The organism is Streptomyces sp. NPDC050211, from assembly GCF_040656035.1.
Lineage (GTDB): Bacteria > Actinomycetota > Actinomycetes > Streptomycetales > Streptomycetaceae > Streptomyces.
This window is the reverse complement of sequence record NZ_JBFALC010000087.1, coordinates 16432-33812: the sequence shown is the minus strand read 5'-3', so window position 1 is coordinate 33812 and position 17381 is coordinate 16432. Positions and strand designations below refer to the sequence as shown.

Below are 17381 nucleotides of genomic sequence, written 5' to 3'. Positions count from 1 at the left end.
GGAACCGGTCGTTGGTGCGCCCGAGTTCTGCGGGGCGGAGTGCGGGGTCGCGGACCGCTGGGCCTGCGGGGTCGCCGGTCCGGGGTGTCCGGCCGCGGCTCGCTGGATCAGTGGGGCCGCCGGTCCGGAGTGCGCGCTTGTGGCCCGCTGGACCTGTGGGGCCGCCGGTCCGGGGCCCGGGGTCGCGGACCGCTGCACGTGCGGCGTCGCCGGGGTCGCCGAGGAAGGGCCTGCGGGCGTCCCGGTGCCGCCCTGGCTCTGGGGGGCGGCCGGGTCGCCCGGCCAGCGCATCGGCACTACGGGACGGTTGCCGGGGCGGGTGGCGGCGGGCTGTGCAGCGCCTTCCGGGGCCCGGGTGCTGAGGGTGAGCGGGCGCGCGGGCAGCAGTTGGAGGGTGCGGGGTGCGGAGGGGGCTGCGGTGCCGGTCAGGGGGAGGGGGCGCGAGTCGGCTGTGCCGTGGGTACGGGGGGCCGCCTGGGCAGTGGGCCGGTCGGCGGCCGGGGTCCGGGCATTCGGAGTGCCTTCGGCCAGGGCGCGCGCCACCACAACCGGACCCGGGGTGCCGTGGGTGCGGGGCGCCTCCTGGGCGGAGGGTGCCGCGGAACCGGTCACAGGGACAGGTCGCGAGTCGGCCGCGCTGGGGGTCCGGGCGGCGCGGGGTGGCCCCGGGGCAGTGGGCCGGTCGGCGGCCGAAGTCTTGGCATCCGGAGCGCCGTCGGCCAAAGCGCGCGCCACCACGACCGGACCCGGGGCCCCGGGAGTTGAGGGCTGTTGCACGCCGGGGCGTGGGGCGTTCCCGGCCGGGGCTGCGGGAGTTGTCGGGGCTGCCGCGCTCACGGGCCCTTCGGACGCGGTGGCCGGGGACGGCGTCACCAAAGGCGTGGCAGGTCCGGTGCCGTGGTCCGTGGGGTGGCCGGGTGACGCGGAGTCCCCTGTGGCGGAGGGGTTCGCGACGCGGCGCTGGACGTCGACCGACCCCAGCAGCGGCGCGTCCGTTCCGCTCTCCCCGCGCACGGGCGGTGCGGTCTCGGTGGGCGTACGGTCGCCGTCCGGCGCGCGCTGGATGTCCGGGCCGGGCGTGGATGGTGCGATCTCGCTGGGCGTACGTTCGCGGCCCGGCGCGGTTCCTGAGCCGCGGTCGCCCGGGCGGGCCGGTGCACGCTGGATGTCCGGGCCCGGCGCGGATGGTGCGGTCTCGGCGGGCGTACGTTCGCGGCCCGGCGCGGTTCCTGAGCCGCGGCCGTCCCGGCGGGCCGGAGCACGCTGGATGTCCGGGCTGGGCGCAGACGCCGGGCGGGAAGCGCGGGCGCCGGACGACGTGGAACCGGGCACGTCGGCGCTCGGCGGCAGCGCGGGCAGCGGAGCGCCCAGGCCACCACGCGCGCGGGCCCCGGACCGTCCCGCGTCGGACGTCCGGCGCGGGGCCGGGCTCTCCTGAGCCGTTCCTCGCGCACCACTGTCCGACGTACCGCCGGCTTCCGTCTGGCGCTGCACGACGGGAAGAGCCGGACCGGGCACGGATCCGGTGCCTGACGCGGAGCGCGGGACGGGCGTGCCCTCCGCCAACGGTGTTGCCGTGGACGGCAGTTCGGTCAGCGGAGCGCCAAGAGGGGCGCGGCTGCCCGTGCGTGTGGCGGCACGCTGTACGGGCGCCGTCGTCCCGGCCGCCGGCGCGGAGGCACCAGCGGACGCATCAGGGGCTGGGCGGGTGTCGGGCGCGGCCGGTCGCAGGGCGGGGACGCGGCGAGCAGGTCCGGCCTGGCGCCGTGCGACGGTCAGACGTGGCCCCACCGGGCGCGGCTGGACGGCCACTTGGGGCGTGTCGGTGGGAGTGGATACCTGCGGCCGTGACCCCGTCGCCGTGCGCTGGACAGCCGGTCCGGACGTCGTACGCCCCCCCGAACCTCCCGGCGACCGGGACGCGCTCCCGGAGTCCGCCCCCGGCACGCCGGCGGTCGCACCCGGGACCACCGCGACCCGTCGCACCAGCGGAATCTCCCGAGCGACGGCCGAACGGCCGGTGTCGGCGGGCGTCACGACAGCGGCAGCGCCCGGCTCCGCAGCCCGTTGGACAGCGGGAGCCGACGAGGAGAGTACGGCGGGAGAATCCGCGGACGTGATGCCACGGGTGCGCGGAGCGTCGGCCGAACGCTGAACCACGGGCCCGGCCCCGGAGGGCGCCGAGCGGGACGTCGTACCGGAAGAACCAGAACCGGACGAACCGTAACCGGACGAACCCGAAGCCAGCCCCCCGCTACCCAAGTCCCCCGCATCCGCCCCCTCCGCCCGCACCGCCCGAAGCAGCAGCGGCCCCCCACCAGCGCGACTGGGCTGGGGAGCGGCCGGGCGGGTCACCCCGCGGACCACGCCGGTCGGAGCGGTCGGCAGCAGGGCGTGGCCGAGGCCGTTGTCGAAGGACGGGTTCTGCCAGGAGGCAAGGCCTGCGCGGAAGCTGAGGCCGTCGCTCACGCCGAGCGGGGCGCGGGCCACGGTGAGGGTTGGCGGGGCGGTACGGCGCCAGCCGCCGTCCCAGTCGCCGGGCAGGGAGGAGCGGGAGGCACCGGACGTGCCCCCGCCGTCACCCGACGCACCCGGGGCATACCCAGACGAATCGCCGGAGCCGGACCGGCCGCTCTGCCCGGCGCCGGAGCCGTCCGCTCCGGCGGCCCGGCGGCGCAGCCTGTCCCGCCATGCCATGTGCTCAACCGCCTTCGTTCATGCGGGTGTTGATACGGGCGATCTCGGCCACCCACTGCTGGCGTTCGCCGTGGGTCAGGTCGAGGATCTCCTCGCGTTGCCAGTGGAAGTGATAGGCGATGTACGCGATCTCCTCCCGGAGCCGGGGAAGGGCGTACGTCACGATTCCCCCAGGCGCCCACCCGAGAGGTCGACCTCGAAGCCGCCCTCGCAGTGCGGGCAGGTGACCGCGGCGCGGGTGTGGCCCTCGCTGTTGACGCGGCGGTAGAAGTCCTGGAGGAACGCCACGTCGGTGGCGTACATCCGCTCCACGATCCCGGCGTGCACATCGGTGATGTTGCCGAGCCGGGTGATCACCTGGCTCAGCAGCACCACGCTCAGGTACGCCGGGTTCTCCTTGACCCGCAGGTCGATCTGGGGCCGCAGTTCGTCGCGGGCGGTGGCCAGGCGCATCGAGCCGTGCCGGTGCACCGTGCCCTCGTCGTCGACGTACCCGCGCGGCAGTTCGAACTCGAACTCGGTGCGCAGCCCGTGGTCCTCGCGGCGCGGCGGGGCGGCGGCCGGGGTGGCCGCCGCCTGCTCCGACGCCTGGGCGGGCGCCGTGGCCTGGAGGATCTCGTCCAGGTTGCCCGCCGTCACCGTACGGCGCCTCATTCGACGACGATCTCCTCGAACGTGATCGTGACGGACTCGGTGGCCGGCGACGACTCGCCCGCCTTCAGCGAGGGGCCCTCCCACTTGGAGGCCCAGCCCTGCATCAGCTGGATGCGGCGGACCGTGTTGCCCTCGGTGTCCTTGATCTCGATGGTGAGGTTCTGCCGCGCGGTGTTGACGGCGCCGTTGTTCAGCGTCTCCTTGATCCACTTGGTGAACTCGCTGCTCTGGTCGAGTCCCCGGGTGATCGTGATCTCACCGGCCTGGCGCGCGCCGGGCTGCTTGCGGATGATCTGCTTGCCCTGGTCGCTGACCTGCTTGACCTCGACGACCTCCTCCTCGACGGTCAGTCCGCTGATCTCCTGGATCGACTCGACCAGGTAGCCACCGAGCTGCACGCCGAAGACGTGGGTGGAAAGAGCATCGCCCGTTGCCATGACTGTCTGTCACCTTTCCTTGAGGACCCGGCGGGTCACTCGTCGATGAGGCTGGTGCTGTCGGAGAACTGGGCCAGCCGGAAGACCACGAACTCGGCCGGCTTGACCGGCGAGACGCCGATCTCGCAGACGACCCGGCCCTGGTCGATGGACTCCTGCGGGTTGTTGTCGCGGTCGCACTTCACGTAGAACGCCTCTTCGGCGGTGCGGCCGAACAGCGCGCCCCGGCGCCATTCCTCCTGGAGGAACGCCGTGACGTTGCGGCGGATGCTCGCCCACAGCCGGTCGTCGTTCGGCTCGAAGACCACCCACTGGGTGCCCAGGAGGATGGACTCCTCCAGGTAGTTGAACAGGCGGCGCACGTTCAGGTAGCGCCAGGCCGGGTCGGAGGAGAGGGTGCGGGCACCCCAGATCCGGATACCGCGGCCCGGGAAGGCCCGTACGCAGTTCACGCCGATCGGGTTCAGCAGATCCTGCTCGCCCTTGCTGAGCCGGAGCTCCAGGTCGACCGCGCCGCGGATGACCTCGTTGGCGGGTGCCTTGTGCACACCGCGCTCACCGTCGCTGCGCGCCCACACACCGGCGACGTGACCGCTCGGCGGGACGGTGGTGTTGCGGCCCAGGGCCGGGTCGAAGACCCGCACCCACGGGTAGTAGAGGGTGGCGTAGCGGGAGTCGTAGCCCGCCTCGTCGTTGCGCCAGGTGCGCACCTGCTGGGCGGAGAGCCCGGGCGGGCTGTCCAGGACGGCGACGCGGTCGCCCATCTGCTCGCAGTGCGAGATCACGGCGAGCTGTACGGTGCGCACGCCCTCGGCGTCGATGTCGCCGCGCTGGTAGGCGCTCATCAGGTCCGGCACCGCGACCATGGTGATCTCGTCGATGGTCTCCAGGCCGCCGAAGCCGGTGCGGGCCGCGGAGTCGCCGACGTACTCGGCGGGGTTCAGGCGGGCCACCTCGCCGGCGCCGTTCGTGGCGGGGGCGCCCGGCGCGTCGGGGACCGCCAGGGTCTGCGTGGCGGGCTTGGCCTGGCTGGCGCCGCGCTGCTCGGTGACCTCGATCAGCTTGGAGGCGCGGGCCTGGTTGACCAGGTAGCCCTTGACGTTCTTGCGGGTGGAGGCGTCGTACGTCTCCACGACCTCGTCGCCCCTGCGGACCAGCAGCTTGAAGCGGTCCTCCGGCGGGTTCTCGCCGCCCGCGTCGGCGACCTCCACCGACACCCCGGTCACCCCCGGCTTGGCCGCGACCAGGAAGCCGCCCAGCTCCACCGGCTCCACGGCCCTGGCGTCCCGCTTGCCCCGGGCGCCGTTCGCCGACGGGGCGGAGGCGTCCTCGGCGGAACCGCCGATGCGCACCACGTACGCGGCGCCGCCGCCGTTGGAGAAGTACCCGTAGACCGCGTGGGCCAGATAGGTGCCCTCGGTGAAGCCGCCGAACTCCTGGGTGTACTGGTCCCAGCTGGTGACCAGCGTCGGCGCGTGGAAGGGGCCGCGCTCGGCGAACCCGACGAACGCGGCGACGGCGGTGCCGACCCCTTCGATCGGTCGAGCACCGGACTGCACCTCCTCCACGTATACGCCCGGGGTGAGGTACGTCGGCATGTTCGCTCCTTAGCGTCCTTGCTTGTCACCTGTGTCCAGGCCGAGTCTGCGGGGACGGGTGGGGCAGGTGACAGGGACCCGGGGACCTGGCCGGGGGCAAGACCGCTGCCTTTCCGGACGCTCCGTTCGCCCGCGCGGTCCACTGCGGGCCGCGGCAGGTGCGGTTTCCTCAGCCCTCTTCCTGTTCCTGGGCCGGCAGATTGACCGTCCAGCGGCCTGAACCCGCGGGGGCGGCGACGACCGGGGCTTCGGCGTCGGGGTTGTTCGCGTCGAAGGCGGAGGTCAACGTGTGGGTCATCGGCGGACTGGTCCACTGGGCCTGGGTGCCGTCCTCGCCCCGGCGGAACTTGCTGCCATTCGCGTAGGCGACCTTCCACCGGAAACTGACCCGGTAGGACTTGAGCCACTGCCCCGACTCGATTTTCCGTTTGCTCGACCAGCCGGGGTTGTCATTGAAGGTGATCGAGCCCGGAGTGTTGCTGATGACCGCGTTGTTGTACGGCGGCCAGTAGTTCAGGTCCTGCTTCCAGGGCCCGAGGGGCTGCGGGTATTCCTTGCCGCTCTCGTCCGTCGATACGTACTCGTCCCTGACCTCCTGCCAGAAGTGGTAGTAGTACGCCGTGCTCTGCGGTGCCCCGTCGGGGCGGCTCAGCGTGGCGTCCTGCCGGAACGAGATCTTCTGCTTGTCGGCCAGCCGCTGCGTCCCCACCCCGTCGTACTCGGAGTCAAAGGTCAGCACCGGCCTGCTGAGATCCACCTTCTTGCCGCTGGACCTGGTGGCTCGCCGTCCCTCCTTGGCGGGGGGCGGGTCGGTGGGCGGCGGACTGTCTTTCGCGCGTTTCTTCGTGCCCGCCCCGGCCATCCGCTGCACCACGCCCGGACCGTGAACCCGGTGCTGTCCGTGAGCCTCGTCTCCCTCGTCCTCGAGGGCGCGCTGCACGGCGGAGGCCGGCCGGGACAGAGCCCTGTCGGCCCAGGTGTCCGCCTGACGCTCGTGCCGGTCGCCCGGCGTGCTCATCCGCGTACCGTCACCCATGTCGGTGCCCTCGACGGGACCCTGGCTCTGCTGGATGACGTGCCCCAGCTCGTGGTACAGGGTGTGCTTGTCGCGGCCGCCGTCGCCAAAGACGACGTGATGGCCGGACGTGTACGCGCGGGCGCCGATGTCGGCGGCCGAGGCACGGGCGTCGCTGTTGTCGTGGACCCGCACCTGGGAGAAGTCCGCACCCATGCGGGCCTCGGCTTCCTTCCGAACGGGTTCCGGCAGGGGGCGGCCCGGGGAGTTCAGTACGTCGGGCACGCGCGCACGGCGCTGCACGGGCACGTCCACGTCCGCCGCGTCCCCGGGCGCCACGCGACGCTGTATGCCCTGTGCGTCCCGGAGGTGGCCGCACTCCACGGTATGCGTGTGCCGCTCCCGCGCCACCATCCGCGCCACGGCGGCGTTGCCCACCGAGCGTTGCAGAGCGAGCATCCCGGCCAGTGTCGTCGCTCCGGCAGCTGACTGTGCCAGGACACCCGCTGACGACACCGCCGACCGCGCCCTCGCGTGCCCGTGCCCGTCGACCTCTTTCGCTTGTTCGTGGGCACGCATCCGCAGTCCTTTCCACAGGGTCGAAGCCCGTAGTACCAGACTCTCGGCGCCACCCGGCACGGCCGCCGGGGAACTCTGCCCCTTCGGGCAACGGGGTTGTCCCGCTGGATCACCGCGGGCCTCACGCCCCAGACGTACGTTCCGGGCCACCGTCCGAAAGGGCAGGACGTCTGCCTCGGAGTCCGTAGCCGGTGCAGACACGCTTCGTGTATGCCGTATCTATGCGTGCAAAGGACAAGGAGCAGACGCCCGAGGCGGTCCGCCCTCAGAAACCGTCGAACAGGAGCGAGTCGTTCAGCCCGGTGCATGCGCTTCAGCGCAGCGTCGGCAACGCGGCCGTGTCCAGGATGATCGGGCAGCCCCGACATGTCGTGCAGCGTGCCACCATCGCACCTTCAGGCGGCGGACCGGTGGTGACGTTGAACGACGGGGACAGGAAGAATTCCCGGGAAGCGATCCTCTATATCAGCGGGAACCACGTCTACAAGATGTACGTCAACGAGAGGACCGCAGCGGGAGTCCTCGAGCAGATGCAGAAGGCAAAGGCGCAAGGAGTGCCTGTGCCGTCGTGGACGTCGTACGCCGCGACCTTCGACCCCCAGGACGGCAGCCGATCCAAGCGGGTGACTGTCATCCGCTCGCAGCGGGTCAGCGGCACCTTCTTCCAGCTCAGCAAGGCCGGCGGCGAGAGGGCCTTCATGAACGCGGTCAACGAGATGACCGACGTGACCCGTATGCGGCGGATCAAGCACCAGTTGGACGCGGCTCGTCAGGCGGGCATCTCCGATCCCCAAGGGATGATCTCGAACGACCCCCAGGAGGGCGTGGTGTTCTTCCTGGACATCCACACAGGCGGCACCGGCGATATGATCGTTCCGCTGATCGATGCGGTGGAGGCCAGGATCGCGGAATTCACGCACTAGCTTCCCGCACCTGGCAGTAGCGGGCGACGAGGGAAAGGGCTCGCCCTCAGGCGTCGGTGGCGTCCGCCAGATACGGCCCGAACTCCCCCTCCAGGACCAGGCGTCCGAGCTTGCGGTACTCCTGCGCGACCGCCGTCACCACCTGCCGCATGGTGAGCGGGCCGCCGGACTCCGCGGCGAGGTAGGCCGCGGTGACCGCGCAGGCGCGGATGGAGCCGCCGGCGAGTTCGAAGCGGTCCGCGCAGAAGGCGAGGTCCAGGTCGTCGGCGCGGGGCAGCCGGTCGCCCAGGCACCGGTCCCACAGGGCGAGGCGGTGGCCGGCGTCGGGCACGGGGAAGTCCGCGACGACGTCCAGGCGGCGGGTGAACGCCTCGTCCAGGTTGGCCCGCAGGTTGGTGGTCAGCACCGCGATGCCGTCGAAGGACTCCATGCGCTGGAGCAGATACGCCGACTCGATGTTGGCGTGCCGGTCGTGGGCGTCCTTCACCTCCGAGCGCTTGCCGAAGATCGCGTCGGCCTCGTCGAAGAGCAGCACCGCGTTGACCGCGGACGCCTCGGTGAAGATCCGCTCCAGGTTCTTCTCGGTCTCGCCGATGTACTTGTCCACAACTGTGGACAGATCCACCACATACAGATCCATGCCGAGGTCCGCCGCGACGACCTCCGCGGACATGGTCTTGCCGGTGCCGGACTCGCCCGCGAACAGCGCGATCACACCGCGTCCCCGGCCACCGCCGGGCCGCATCCCCCACTGCCCGAGCACCTGCTCGCGATGGCGGGCGCGCAGGGCGAGTTCGCGCAGTCGCCGGTGGGTGGTGGGCGGGAGCACCAGGTCGTCCCAGCCGACGCCCGGCTCCACGCGGCGGGCCAGCCGGTCCAACCCGGCGCCGTTCTGCGCGCGTACGGCAGCCCGTACGTCATCGGGACGCACCGCACGCCCCGCCAGCGCAGCCGTACGCACCGCCACATCAGCGGCCCGCCGCAACTGCCCGGCATCCAGCCGATGCGCGGCAACGGCCAACGCCAACTCATCGGCGTCGCCGGAGGCGACGGCTCGGGCAAGTGCGTCGGCGTCGTCCGGCGCGGAGCCGTCGCCGGTGACCCGCGTCGGGCGGCGGGTCGTGGGGCCGTCGGCGGCGGTGCGGGGGAGCCCCGCACCGGTTGCCGAGCTGTTTCCCGCCGCCCGTTCCAGCGCGTGCCGCCAGCGCACGGCCTGGCGTTCAGGGGAAGGTGCCGGGACGGTCAGGACGACGGGGGTGTCGGCTGCCCATTCCGGGGCCCAGCCGCCGGTGCCGTGGGTGAACAGGGGGATGCCGCGCAGGGCGGCGCACAACGTCCAGAGGGTGCGGGCCCGTTCGGCGGGTTCCGCGGGGAGCGACTCCAGCGGGCCGAGGACGACGCCGGCGCCGGTCAGACGGGCTTCGCGGGCGGTCGCCCGGGCCAGCGCCGGCACGTCGGCCGGGCGCCGGGCGAGTGCCACCGCGTCCAGGGCGAGGGGGCGCAGCCCGGCCGCGTGCAGGGCGGCGGCGGCGAGTCCTTCGGCGTCGCCGCCACGGCTGCGCAGATGGACGAGGCCGACGCCGGTCATCGCCGCGGCGGCCGCCAGCTCGACGTCTGCCTCCTCAGCCGTCGGGTCCTCGCGGGCCTCACCCAGCACCCCAGCGAGCCGGGCGTCCCGCTGCGCGCTGCCCAGCAGATGCGCGGTGACCCGGTCGGGGACCACCAACACCCGCGACAGCGGCGGCCGTTCCGGCTCTGCGACCTCCACCAGACCGCCCTCGATCAGCGGCGCTCCGGGGGCCAGCCGGAACCGGTCGGGCCCCGCGCCCGTGAGCCCGCACAGCTCCAGGGCGAGCCCGACCGTGGGCCGGCGGCGTGTCAGGTCGTCGTTGAGATAGCCGTAGAGCCGCTCGAACCGCGCGTCCAGATCCGGCGCCACCGCGACCAGGAGCAGGTCCAGATCGAGGGGGGAAAGGCCGAACCGCCGCGCGAGTGCGTCGAGTACCGAGCCGGTCGGCGGCTGCCAGGGCTCCTCCCCGGGTACGTCGAGACCGCCCGGCTCGTCCAGGATCCGCGCCGCCGCCTCGGGCGTGAGGTACTGCCCCCGGTACGGATCGTCCGGATCCGGATCCCCGGCCCGCCGCACCCCCACCGCATGCCGCACCCGCTCCTCGACCGCCCGAAGTCGCGCCCACAAGGGGTCGATGGCGGCAGGGAGGGGGCCGAGGGCGCGGTCGTGGTCGGCCACGACTTCCGGTTCCGCTGTGTACGTCACGGCTGACGGTCCCCCCGGCGGCGTCGGGCCGGGGCCTCGCCCCGTTCACGCGGGCCGGCGAAGCCGTCGCGGCCCGGGTCGCTGACCTCCTTGTAGCGCAGCCGGCGGCCCGGCGTCGCTTCCTCGCCCTCGCGGGCGGCGGCGGAGCGGATGACGAGGCCCTCGGTGACCGGCGGGGCGGTGACCCTGCTGATACCGGCGAGCGGTGCGCGCACCCGCAGGCCGAGCGAGGCCTTCAGCTCGCCGCCGAGCGCCGACCACACATCGGAGGCGGCGGGCGCGTCGAGCGCGGACCCGCCGGCGTCCAGCCATACCTTCAGGCCGAGTTCGGCGAGCGTGCCGGTGAGCAGCCGCGCGGGCACCGTGTCCGTGGCCACCAGCGTGGCGAGCACCTGCGAGAGCAGCCGGTGCTCGTCCTGCGGCCGGCTCGTCCAGGCCGTGACCATGTACGACAGCCAGAACCAGCGCGGCGGGGAGCGCCGCGCCACCAGGTGCCCGTCCTCGTCGTACACCTCCCCGGCGCCGGCGCCCCGCCGGGTGGCGTCCTCGCGGATGTCGTACAGGAAGACGCAGACCGTCGGGGCGCTGCGCCGGGCCGCCCAGTCCCGGGTGGGGGCGTCGAAGACGACCTCGACGCCCGACGCCTCCAGGCCGGACTCGCCGAGCAGCCGCCGCAGCCCCTCGTCGACCTCGTGGATCACCGGCGGGTCACCTCGTCGGGCGGCTGCACACTGCCCATGACCACCAGGAAGTCGGTCTTCACCGGCGAGAACCCGGGACCCCTCGCGGTGATGGTGCGCGGCCCGGTCTGGTCCTTGGCGAGGATGAGCAGCTGGCCGATGAACGTGCCGTCCGGCTTCGGAATGGTCGGCGCCGCCGCCGCTGTGATCCCCGGGTTCCACTTGAACCGCACCGGCACGCCCGGCGGGAAGTCCTTGCCGCGCACCGAGGTGACGAAGCCGGGCTTGCCGATCTCCGGCACCGCGATGATGCGCGGCTGCAGGATCCGTACCCGCTCCCGGGCGGTGTTGTCGTTCCTGTTGGCGTCCGTCCCGGTGGTGGTGAGGATGCCGACCGCCTGGCCCGTCGTGGCCTTCTTGGGGCTGAGGACCACTCGTACGACCGTGCTCGCGCCCGGCCTCAGGTCCGGCAGCGCACAGACCCAGGAGGAGTCACAGCCGGCCGGCGGCCCGCTGTTCGCGATGCCCCTGGGCAGGCCGATCTTCAGCCGCAGCCCGGTCGCCAGCGCGTTGCGGCCGTTGCGCACGGTGTACGTCACCACGACCCGCCCGCCCACATAGCCGGGGTTCGGCTGGGCGTTGACGCGCACGCCGGGCCCGGCCTTCGGCTCCTCGGGCTCCGGGGGCACGGGCGGCTGTGGGGTCGTGGGCGGCCCGCTGGTGGGCGGCGCCGGGGTCGGAGTGGGCGTCGGTGTCGGAGTGGGGCTCGGGTCCGGCGGGGGCGGCTCCTCCTCGACCACCGGCACGACGGTCCGGCCCCTGTTGTCGGTGGGCTCAGGGTCCAGGACCGTACCGGTGACCGACCAGTCGATCGGCGCGTCGCCGGGCGTGACGCCGGTGAGGGTCACGTCCACCGGCACGGTCGTGCCGGGCTCCACCACGCCCACATTGCACTGGAGGGAGGCGGCGTTGCAGGTGCCCCCGGGATAGCGGATCCCGGTGATCTGCGCGCCGGGCGGCGGGGTGATGGTCAGCGTGGTGCCGGGCGAGGCGGCGGGCCCGTTGTTGATCACGTCGACGGTGACCGTACTGGAGGCCCCGACGGTGACCTCCGGCGCGGTGCCGGGCGCCTCGAGAGCGAGGTCCACGGACTGCTGGACGGCGGGTTCCTTCTGCCGGCCCGGGAAATCGGTGGTGAGCGGGGTGATCGCGCCGGACTCGACGTTCAGGACGCTCAGCTTCTCGGGGCTGTTGACCGCGACCTCGGCACGCGAGCTGAACACCAGGCTCTTGCCGTCGGCCGTCCACGCGGCGTCGCGCGGCTGGAACGGGCCGGTGGCCGACGTGTCCGGCAGCGCCCGGCCGCAGGCGCCGGGGAGGTCGATGAGGGAGGCGGGCAGCAGCACCTGGCAGTTTTCGCCCTTCAGGGACGTCAGGAGCAGGCCGTTCTGCTCGTCGACCGCGCCGCCGCCGTTCTTGCGGTTGAAGGCGATGGTGAGCCCGTCCGGCGAGAACGCCGGGCTGTCGTCGATGACTTGGCAGTCGCCCGGGCAGTTGATCTCGCTCAGGTCGGTCTGCCGGCCCAGGTCGTTCACGGGCACGGTCCAGATGTGCTTGTTGCCGCCGCCCCCGTTGATCTCCATGTTGCGGGTGAAGGCGAGGGTGGTGCCGTCGGAGGACCAGGTGGGCTGGGCGTCCTGGCCCTCGAGCTCTCCGGCCGGCGGGGTGATCTCACCGGTGATCTCACCGCTGGCCACGTCGGCGATGAGGATGCGGCTATCTCCTGCGGCATCCCCCACACCGCCCGGCGACGTCCGGGTGAAGGCGAGGAACTTGCCGTCCGGGGAGAACGTCGGGTCGGTGTCCCAGTCCGTCGCGGCACGTCCCGCCAGCCGCATGGGCGCCGCGTTGGCGCCGTCGGCGTCCACCATCCAGATCCGCTCGACCCGCTGGCCGTCGACGGTCTCGAAGCGGGTGACGACGATCCGGCGGCCGTCGGGCGTGTAGTTCTGCCGCTCGGTCCACGGGTCGAACCCGTCCGCGGGCTGGAACAGCGGGTCCTTGGCGGGATCGGTGTTGGTGTCGGCCGCCGGGTCCTCGTTGAGGATCGTCAGCCCCAGGTCGCGCGGGTCGGACCCGTCCATCCGGGCGTCCTGCAGCGTCACGACGTGCGCGGCGGAGACCTCATCGGTACGGGTCCCGGGGTCGTCCGCCGTGGTGCGCTCCACGATCACGCCGCCGCCGACGTTCGAGCCGAGCCAGGTGGGCGAGAGGACCTCCCGGTCCTCGTTGAGCACCAGGGGAGGTTCCACGTTGGGGTCCTCGCCGGCGTGCGCGGGGAACGTGAACACGTGGTCGTAGTCGCCCTCGCAGGTGCAGGTGATCTCGGGGCTCAGGAACACCACCTCGTTCCCGTCGGGCTTCCACGCTGCCGCGTGGGCACGCCAGTTGGCGAACCTGCCCGTGAACAGGGTCTCGTCGCTGGTCCCGTTCGTGATCCGCAGGGTGGACCGGGGCTGCCCGTCGACTGTGGCCGTGGCGGTGTACGCGATCCAGTCCCGGTTCACGTCGTCGTTCACCGGGTTCCACGCGGGCTCGGTGGCGGCGCCGTTGGCGGGATTGGTGACCCGGGTCCCGGTGCCGCCCGCCAGGTTCCGTACGTAGATCTGCGCTCCGGCCGACGCGTCGCTGTCGCTGGAGTACGCGATCCGCTGCCCGTCCGGGGAGACCGCCGGGTCCTGCTCGTTCGCGGGAGTGTCGGTGAGCCGCGTCGGGCTGCCGGTGCCGTCGGTGCGCACCTGCCACAGGTCGCGCTGCGTCCCGCCGCCGGCGCCACCCGCCTCGGCGGAGTCGAACAGCACGGACTGGCCGTCCGGGGTCAGTTGAGGGTGCGCCGCGTCCATGCCGCTGGTGAGCTTGCGTACGGAACCGTCGGCGGCCCGCAGATAGATCTGCGGGTTCTTCTCGTCGCGGCGGCTCGCGAAGACCAGCTGGTCGCCGACGGCGGACGGCTGGGTGTCGTAGTGGGCCGGGCCCGCCCCGAACAGCGGTTCGCTGACGTTGTCCTTGGGGTCGGAGGTGGTGGAGGTGACCCTGCCGAGACTGCGGTGCCGGGTGCCGGCGTACGCGACCCGGGCGTCCGCGGGGTCGGCCGCCGCCTGTGCCTGCGGCTCGGCGCTGCCCGGTCCGGCGGCCGCCGTCACGCCGAGCAGCGGGATCAGCAGCAGCAGCGACATCCCGAGTCTCCCCAGGCGGTACCGCCCGCCGGAGCCAGCGGTTTCCATCAGGGTCCCCTTCGCAGTCTGGATGCGGCATCTGGATGTGCCCCCGCCACCCTGCACCGCCCCCGTGCGGGGCGGCAGGGCGGTGGGGACGTACCCGGGGGAAACGTGGGTGCGCTTTCGGGCAGTGCCGGGTTCCCGGAGGCCGCCGGACCCGTTGGCCGGACCAACCAGTCGGCCTGTCCGTCAAATCAGCCCGTTGCGCAGGGCGTAGCCCACCGCGTGGGCCCGGTTGCGCAGTTGCAGTCGCGTGATGATCTCGTGCAGGACGTTCTTGACGGTCCGTTCGGAGTACGCGGTCTTGCGTGCGATCTCCGCCGTGTCCAGGCCCTCCGACACCAGGCGCAGCATGTCCGCCTCGCGCGTGGTCAGCGTGGACAGGGACAGGCTCCCGGGGTCGAGTGCCGAGCGCTGGAGGTTGCCCACGTGGGAGAGCAGCTTGCCGAGCAGGTCGCCGGGCAGCACTCCCTCACCGTTGGCTATCGCCAGGACCAGACGCAGCAGCTGGTCCTGCTCGGCCTCGGCCCGCCGCAGCACCGCCGCCACTCCGCACTCGATGACGCGTTGCAGCGCGCCGGGTCCGAGCGTGCCGATCACCAGCCCGGTGCGGGTGGCCTTGTTGTGCCGCAGCCGGTGCAGCAGGGCGACCACGTCGTCGCCGACGTGGTCGACGACCACCAGCGACACCTCGGCCCGTTCCGCGTCGGCGTCGTCGACCAGGTCGACCTCGGGGCGCTGGCGCAACTGATGGACGATGCCGACGCGCAGCACCGGATCGGCGGCGTAGACAGCGACGGACACCCGGTTCGGGCGGTCGGCTCTGGACGTCCGGTGGGCGGCCTTTGCCTGGCCGGGCTCACGTGACGTGGTGTCGGACATGGCAGGGCTGGTCTCCTGTGCACATAACATCGCTTGCTACCTGTTCCAGGGTTTGTGGGGGCAAGGTTGGTTCAGGACGAGGCAACCGCCGCAAGGCGGCGCACGGGAAGCGGCGCGCCACATTAACGAGCTACCGTTACAAGGGAGTTGACATTGGCTTGCCGGGCAGCGTGACTGCCCGTGTATTGCCCTCGCGTTCCTCGTGGGAATGCGCGGCGCACTTCTACCGTGGTGGCGTGACGCCTTCTGCAGCCTCTTCCGGCCCGGGTGCGCCCGGCCTCGACATTCCGGCCGTGACGGTGACGCCGGGCGAGATCGCCACGACCACTCTGACCGTCCGCAACGACAGCGACATCGTCGAGGCGTACAACCTGGAGGTCGTCGGGGACTGTGCCCCCTGGACCACCGTGGAACCGGCCCGGGTCTCGCTCTATCCCGGCACCTCCGAAACGGTGACGCTCCGTCTGGCCCCGCCGCGCTCCCCGGAGATCCGGGCCGGCGATAAGCCGCTCGGTGTGCGGGTCCTGCCGACCGAGCACCCCGAGTCGGTACGGGTCCTCGAAACCACCGTCCATATCGAGGCGTTCCACGAACTGCAGACCGAGCTGGCCCCGCGCCGACGCCGCGGCTGGCTGCGCGGCCGCTACAAGCTGGCGGTGCGCAACCAGGGCAACACCCCGGTGCAGGTGGGCTTCACGCCCGGCCAGGCGGGCGAGGAACTCGGGTTCGCCTTCACTCCGGCGCAGCCGAAGCTGGAGCCCGGTGAGTCGACCGAGGTCGGCCTGCGGGTCCGTACGGCCAAGCCGGTGTGGTTCGGCGCCCCGGTGGTGTGGCCGTTCACGGTGGACACCGCCGAGACCGGTGACCGGGACGGGGACGAGGAGCAGCCCCGGTGGGACGAGCCCGCCGCCCGGCCGCCGCTGGACGCGGAGTTCGTCCAGATCCCGATCTTCCCCCGCTGGCTGCTGATTCTGCTGGCGGCGCTGCTCGCGCTGCTGCTCGCCTGGTTCGCGCTGGTGCGTCCGGTCGTGAAGAGCGCCGCCAAGGAGGCCGCCGAGGAGGCGGTCCAGCCGCGTCCCACGCCCGCGGGCGAGCAGACTCCGGGTGCCGGCGGCGGTGCGAACCCCCAGCCGGGCGGCCAGGAGTCGGGTGCAGGGGCCGGATCGGGCGGTGGCGGCGGCGAGGGCGCCACGGGTGAGGGCGGTGTCACGGGCACCAGCGGCCAGCACTCGGAGACCATCGACGTGGAGTTGGCCGCCGGGGAGACCAAGACCGGTACCTACAAGGTGCCGAAGGACAGTGTCTTCGGGGTCACGGACGCCGTCGTCGCCAACTTCCAGGGCGACGAAGGGGTATTGACCTTCAACTTCGGCGACCGCAAAATCACCACCATCGCGCTGGAGACCTTCCGTAACCAGGACTACCACTGGGTGACCCCTATCAAGATCGCCGAGAACGACACCGTGACGATCAGCGTGACGTGCGCCAAGCCTGGTACACCGGCGACCGGTCGTCAGGCTCAGGGGTGCCACGAGGTCCTGAACGTGAGCGGAATTCTCAGCAGCACCAAGCCTTGAATCGGACCCCCCGATTCACAGCCATTGTCGATCTGTGGTGGCGCTTTCTGTAAAGCGTTCGATCCCCTTCCGACCGGAAATGACCAACCCGGGTCCGAAACAGGACTCGGGTTGTGTCCGTTCGGTCAGGCCAGCCCCCCGCGGCGCCCGTTCTCGGCCCGTTCCACTGCCAGGCGGTGGTCAACGCCGTTCGCGTCGGATGCGGATGCTGAGGGCGATCACGGAAACGAGGAACCAGAAGGCACCGAAGGCCGAGTATCCGGCGACGGTGGACAGGCTGCTCGTCGCCGAGGCGGACATGGCAGCGAAGGAGGTACCGGCGAGGACGGACAGTCCGCCGCTGATGACCATGGGCCACTGGGCACCGACCGTGCGTCGGCGCCGGATCGCCACGACGAGCTGGATCGCTCCGGAAAGGAGGGCCCAGATGCCGAACACGAGCAGGGCCCTCCCGATGGTGGAGAAGACGGCGATGATCATCCCGGCGGCGGTGGCGAGGCCGAGAGCCATGTTGGTCGTATCGACGCGGTCCGTGGAGCCGGTGCCGGCCATGCGACGCTCGAGGAGCGTGGCGATGGCGTCCCACAAGGGATAGATGACGAGCAGCACGGCCGCGATCACTGTGGGCCTGTCCGTCGACACGAGCGAGGCGGAGGTCGTGACGACGAGTGCCACCCAGATCAGGGAGAAGGCGGCTCGGATCAGGTAGAGCGATCGGAGTCCGGAGGGCGTCGTCGTGGTGGTGGTCGTGGTCGTGCTCGAAGTCACCGTGGTCTGAGTCATCGA

Annotated in this window: 13 protein-coding genes; 2 read left to right on the top strand and 11 right to left on the bottom strand. The window is 72.3% G+C overall.

What is annotated here, in order from left to right; translation table 11 throughout:
* The 6 genes from AB0I98_RS44520 to AB0I98_RS44495 all read right to left on the bottom strand — a co-directional run.
* Window positions 1–2697 (bottom strand): hypothetical protein (locus AB0I98_RS44520; RefSeq protein ID WP_362951790.1); only part of this gene is annotated, 2697 nt, incomplete at its 3' end.
* Between the two features lie 4 nt (window positions 2698–2701).
* Window positions 2702–2860 carry a DUF6760 family protein gene (locus AB0I98_RS44515; RefSeq protein ID WP_163014002.1) on the bottom strand — a complete coding sequence of 53 codons (159 nt, stop codon included), beginning with the start codon at window positions 2858–2860 and terminating at the stop codon, window positions 2702–2704.
* On the bottom strand, window positions 2857–3351 hold the full coding sequence (locus AB0I98_RS44510) for a hypothetical protein (RefSeq protein WP_301982621.1): 495 nt from the start codon (window positions 3349–3351) through the stop codon (window positions 2857–2859). The genes AB0I98_RS44515 and AB0I98_RS44510 overlap by 4 nt, the downstream gene beginning before the upstream one ends.
* Window positions 3348–3788, bottom strand: a complete 441-nt coding sequence (locus AB0I98_RS44505) for a phage tail protein (RefSeq protein ID WP_210573033.1) — start codon at window positions 3786–3788, stop codon at window positions 3348–3350. Before AB0I98_RS44505 ends, AB0I98_RS44510 begins: the two co-directional genes overlap by 4 nt.
* A gap of 35 nt (window positions 3789–3823) precedes the next feature.
* The gene (locus AB0I98_RS44500; RefSeq protein WP_362951789.1) at window positions 3824–5386 is read right to left on the bottom strand and encodes a phage tail sheath family protein; all 1563 of its coding nucleotides are present in this window, start codon (window positions 5384–5386) and stop codon (window positions 3824–3826) included.
* A gap of 169 nt (window positions 5387–5555) precedes the next feature.
* The gene (locus AB0I98_RS44495) at window positions 5556–6860 is read right to left on the bottom strand and encodes a DUF4157 domain-containing protein (protein WP_362951788.1); all 1305 of its coding nucleotides are present in this window, start codon (window positions 6858–6860) and stop codon (window positions 5556–5558) included.
* A 311-nt stretch (window positions 6861–7171) separates the two neighbouring features.
* Between AB0I98_RS44495 and AB0I98_RS44490 the strand changes: the two genes are divergently transcribed.
* Complete coding sequence (locus AB0I98_RS44490; protein WP_362951787.1) at window positions 7172–7903, top strand: hypothetical protein; 732 nt, start codon at window positions 7172–7174, stop codon at window positions 7901–7903.
* 46 nt (window positions 7904–7949) lie between these two features.
* Here the strand turns inward: AB0I98_RS44490 and AB0I98_RS44485 are convergent, their stop codons facing one another.
* The 4 genes from AB0I98_RS44485 to AB0I98_RS44470 form a co-directional block, all read right to left on the bottom strand.
* Complete coding sequence (locus tag AB0I98_RS44485; protein ID WP_362951792.1) at window positions 7950–10151, bottom strand: ATP-binding protein; 2202 nt, start codon at window positions 10149–10151, stop codon at window positions 7950–7952.
* 23 nt (window positions 10152–10174) lie between these two features.
* Window positions 10175–10879 carry a DUF4255 domain-containing protein gene (locus AB0I98_RS44480; RefSeq protein WP_362951786.1) on the bottom strand — a complete coding sequence of 235 codons (705 nt, stop codon included), beginning with the start codon at window positions 10877–10879 and terminating at the stop codon, window positions 10175–10177.
* Window positions 10876–14142 (bottom strand): hypothetical protein, encoded by a 3267-nt coding sequence (locus tag AB0I98_RS44475; protein ID WP_362951785.1) that lies wholly within the window; start codon window positions 14140–14142, stop codon window positions 10876–10878. Before AB0I98_RS44475 ends, AB0I98_RS44480 begins: the two co-directional genes overlap by 4 nt.
* A gap of 183 nt (window positions 14143–14325) precedes the next feature.
* Complete coding sequence (locus tag AB0I98_RS44470; RefSeq protein ID WP_362951784.1) at window positions 14326–15018, bottom strand: LuxR C-terminal-related transcriptional regulator; 693 nt, start codon at window positions 15016–15018, stop codon at window positions 14326–14328.
* A gap of 236 nt (window positions 15019–15254) precedes the next feature.
* Between AB0I98_RS44470 and AB0I98_RS44465 the strand changes: the two genes are divergently transcribed.
* A complete protein-coding gene (locus tag AB0I98_RS44465; RefSeq protein WP_362951783.1) occupies window positions 15255–16595 on the top strand; it encodes a hydrolytic protein in 1341 nt (446 codons plus the stop codon).
* A 180-nt stretch (window positions 16596–16775) separates the two neighbouring features.
* Here AB0I98_RS44465 and AB0I98_RS44460 read toward each other — a convergent pair whose 3' ends face one another.
* Window positions 16776–17378: a hypothetical protein gene (locus tag AB0I98_RS44460; protein ID WP_362951782.1), complete on the bottom strand. Its 603-nt coding sequence runs from the start codon at window positions 17376–17378 to the stop codon at window positions 16776–16778.
* Window positions 17379–17381: the final 3 nt, after the last annotated feature.

Excerpts from the sequence above, each read along its gene's own strand:
- AB0I98_RS44475 (WP_362951785.1), bottom strand. The coding sequence starts at position 14,142 with ATGGAAACCGCTGGCTCCGGCGGGCGGTACCGCCTGGGGAGACTCGGG.
- AB0I98_RS44505 (WP_210573033.1), bottom strand. The coding sequence starts at position 3,788 with ATGGCAACGGGCGATGCTCTTTCCACCCACGTCTTCGGCGTGCAGCTC.
- AB0I98_RS44510 (WP_301982621.1), bottom strand. The coding sequence starts at position 3,351 with ATGAGGCGCCGTACGGTGACGGCGGGCAACCTGGACGAGATCCTCCAG.
- AB0I98_RS44460 (WP_362951782.1), bottom strand. The coding sequence starts at position 17,378 with ATGACTCAGACCACGGTGACTTCGAGCACGACCACGACCACCACCACG.
- AB0I98_RS44495 (WP_362951788.1), bottom strand. The coding sequence starts at position 6,860 with ATGCTCGCTCTGCAACGCTCGGTGGGCAACGCCGCCGTGGCGCGGATG.
- AB0I98_RS44500 (WP_362951789.1), bottom strand. The coding sequence starts at position 5,386 with ATGCCGACGTACCTCACCCCGGGCGTATACGTGGAGGAGGTGCAGTCC.
- AB0I98_RS44470 (WP_362951784.1), bottom strand. The coding sequence starts at position 15,018 with ATGTCCGACACCACGTCACGTGAGCCCGGCCAGGCAAAGGCCGCCCAC.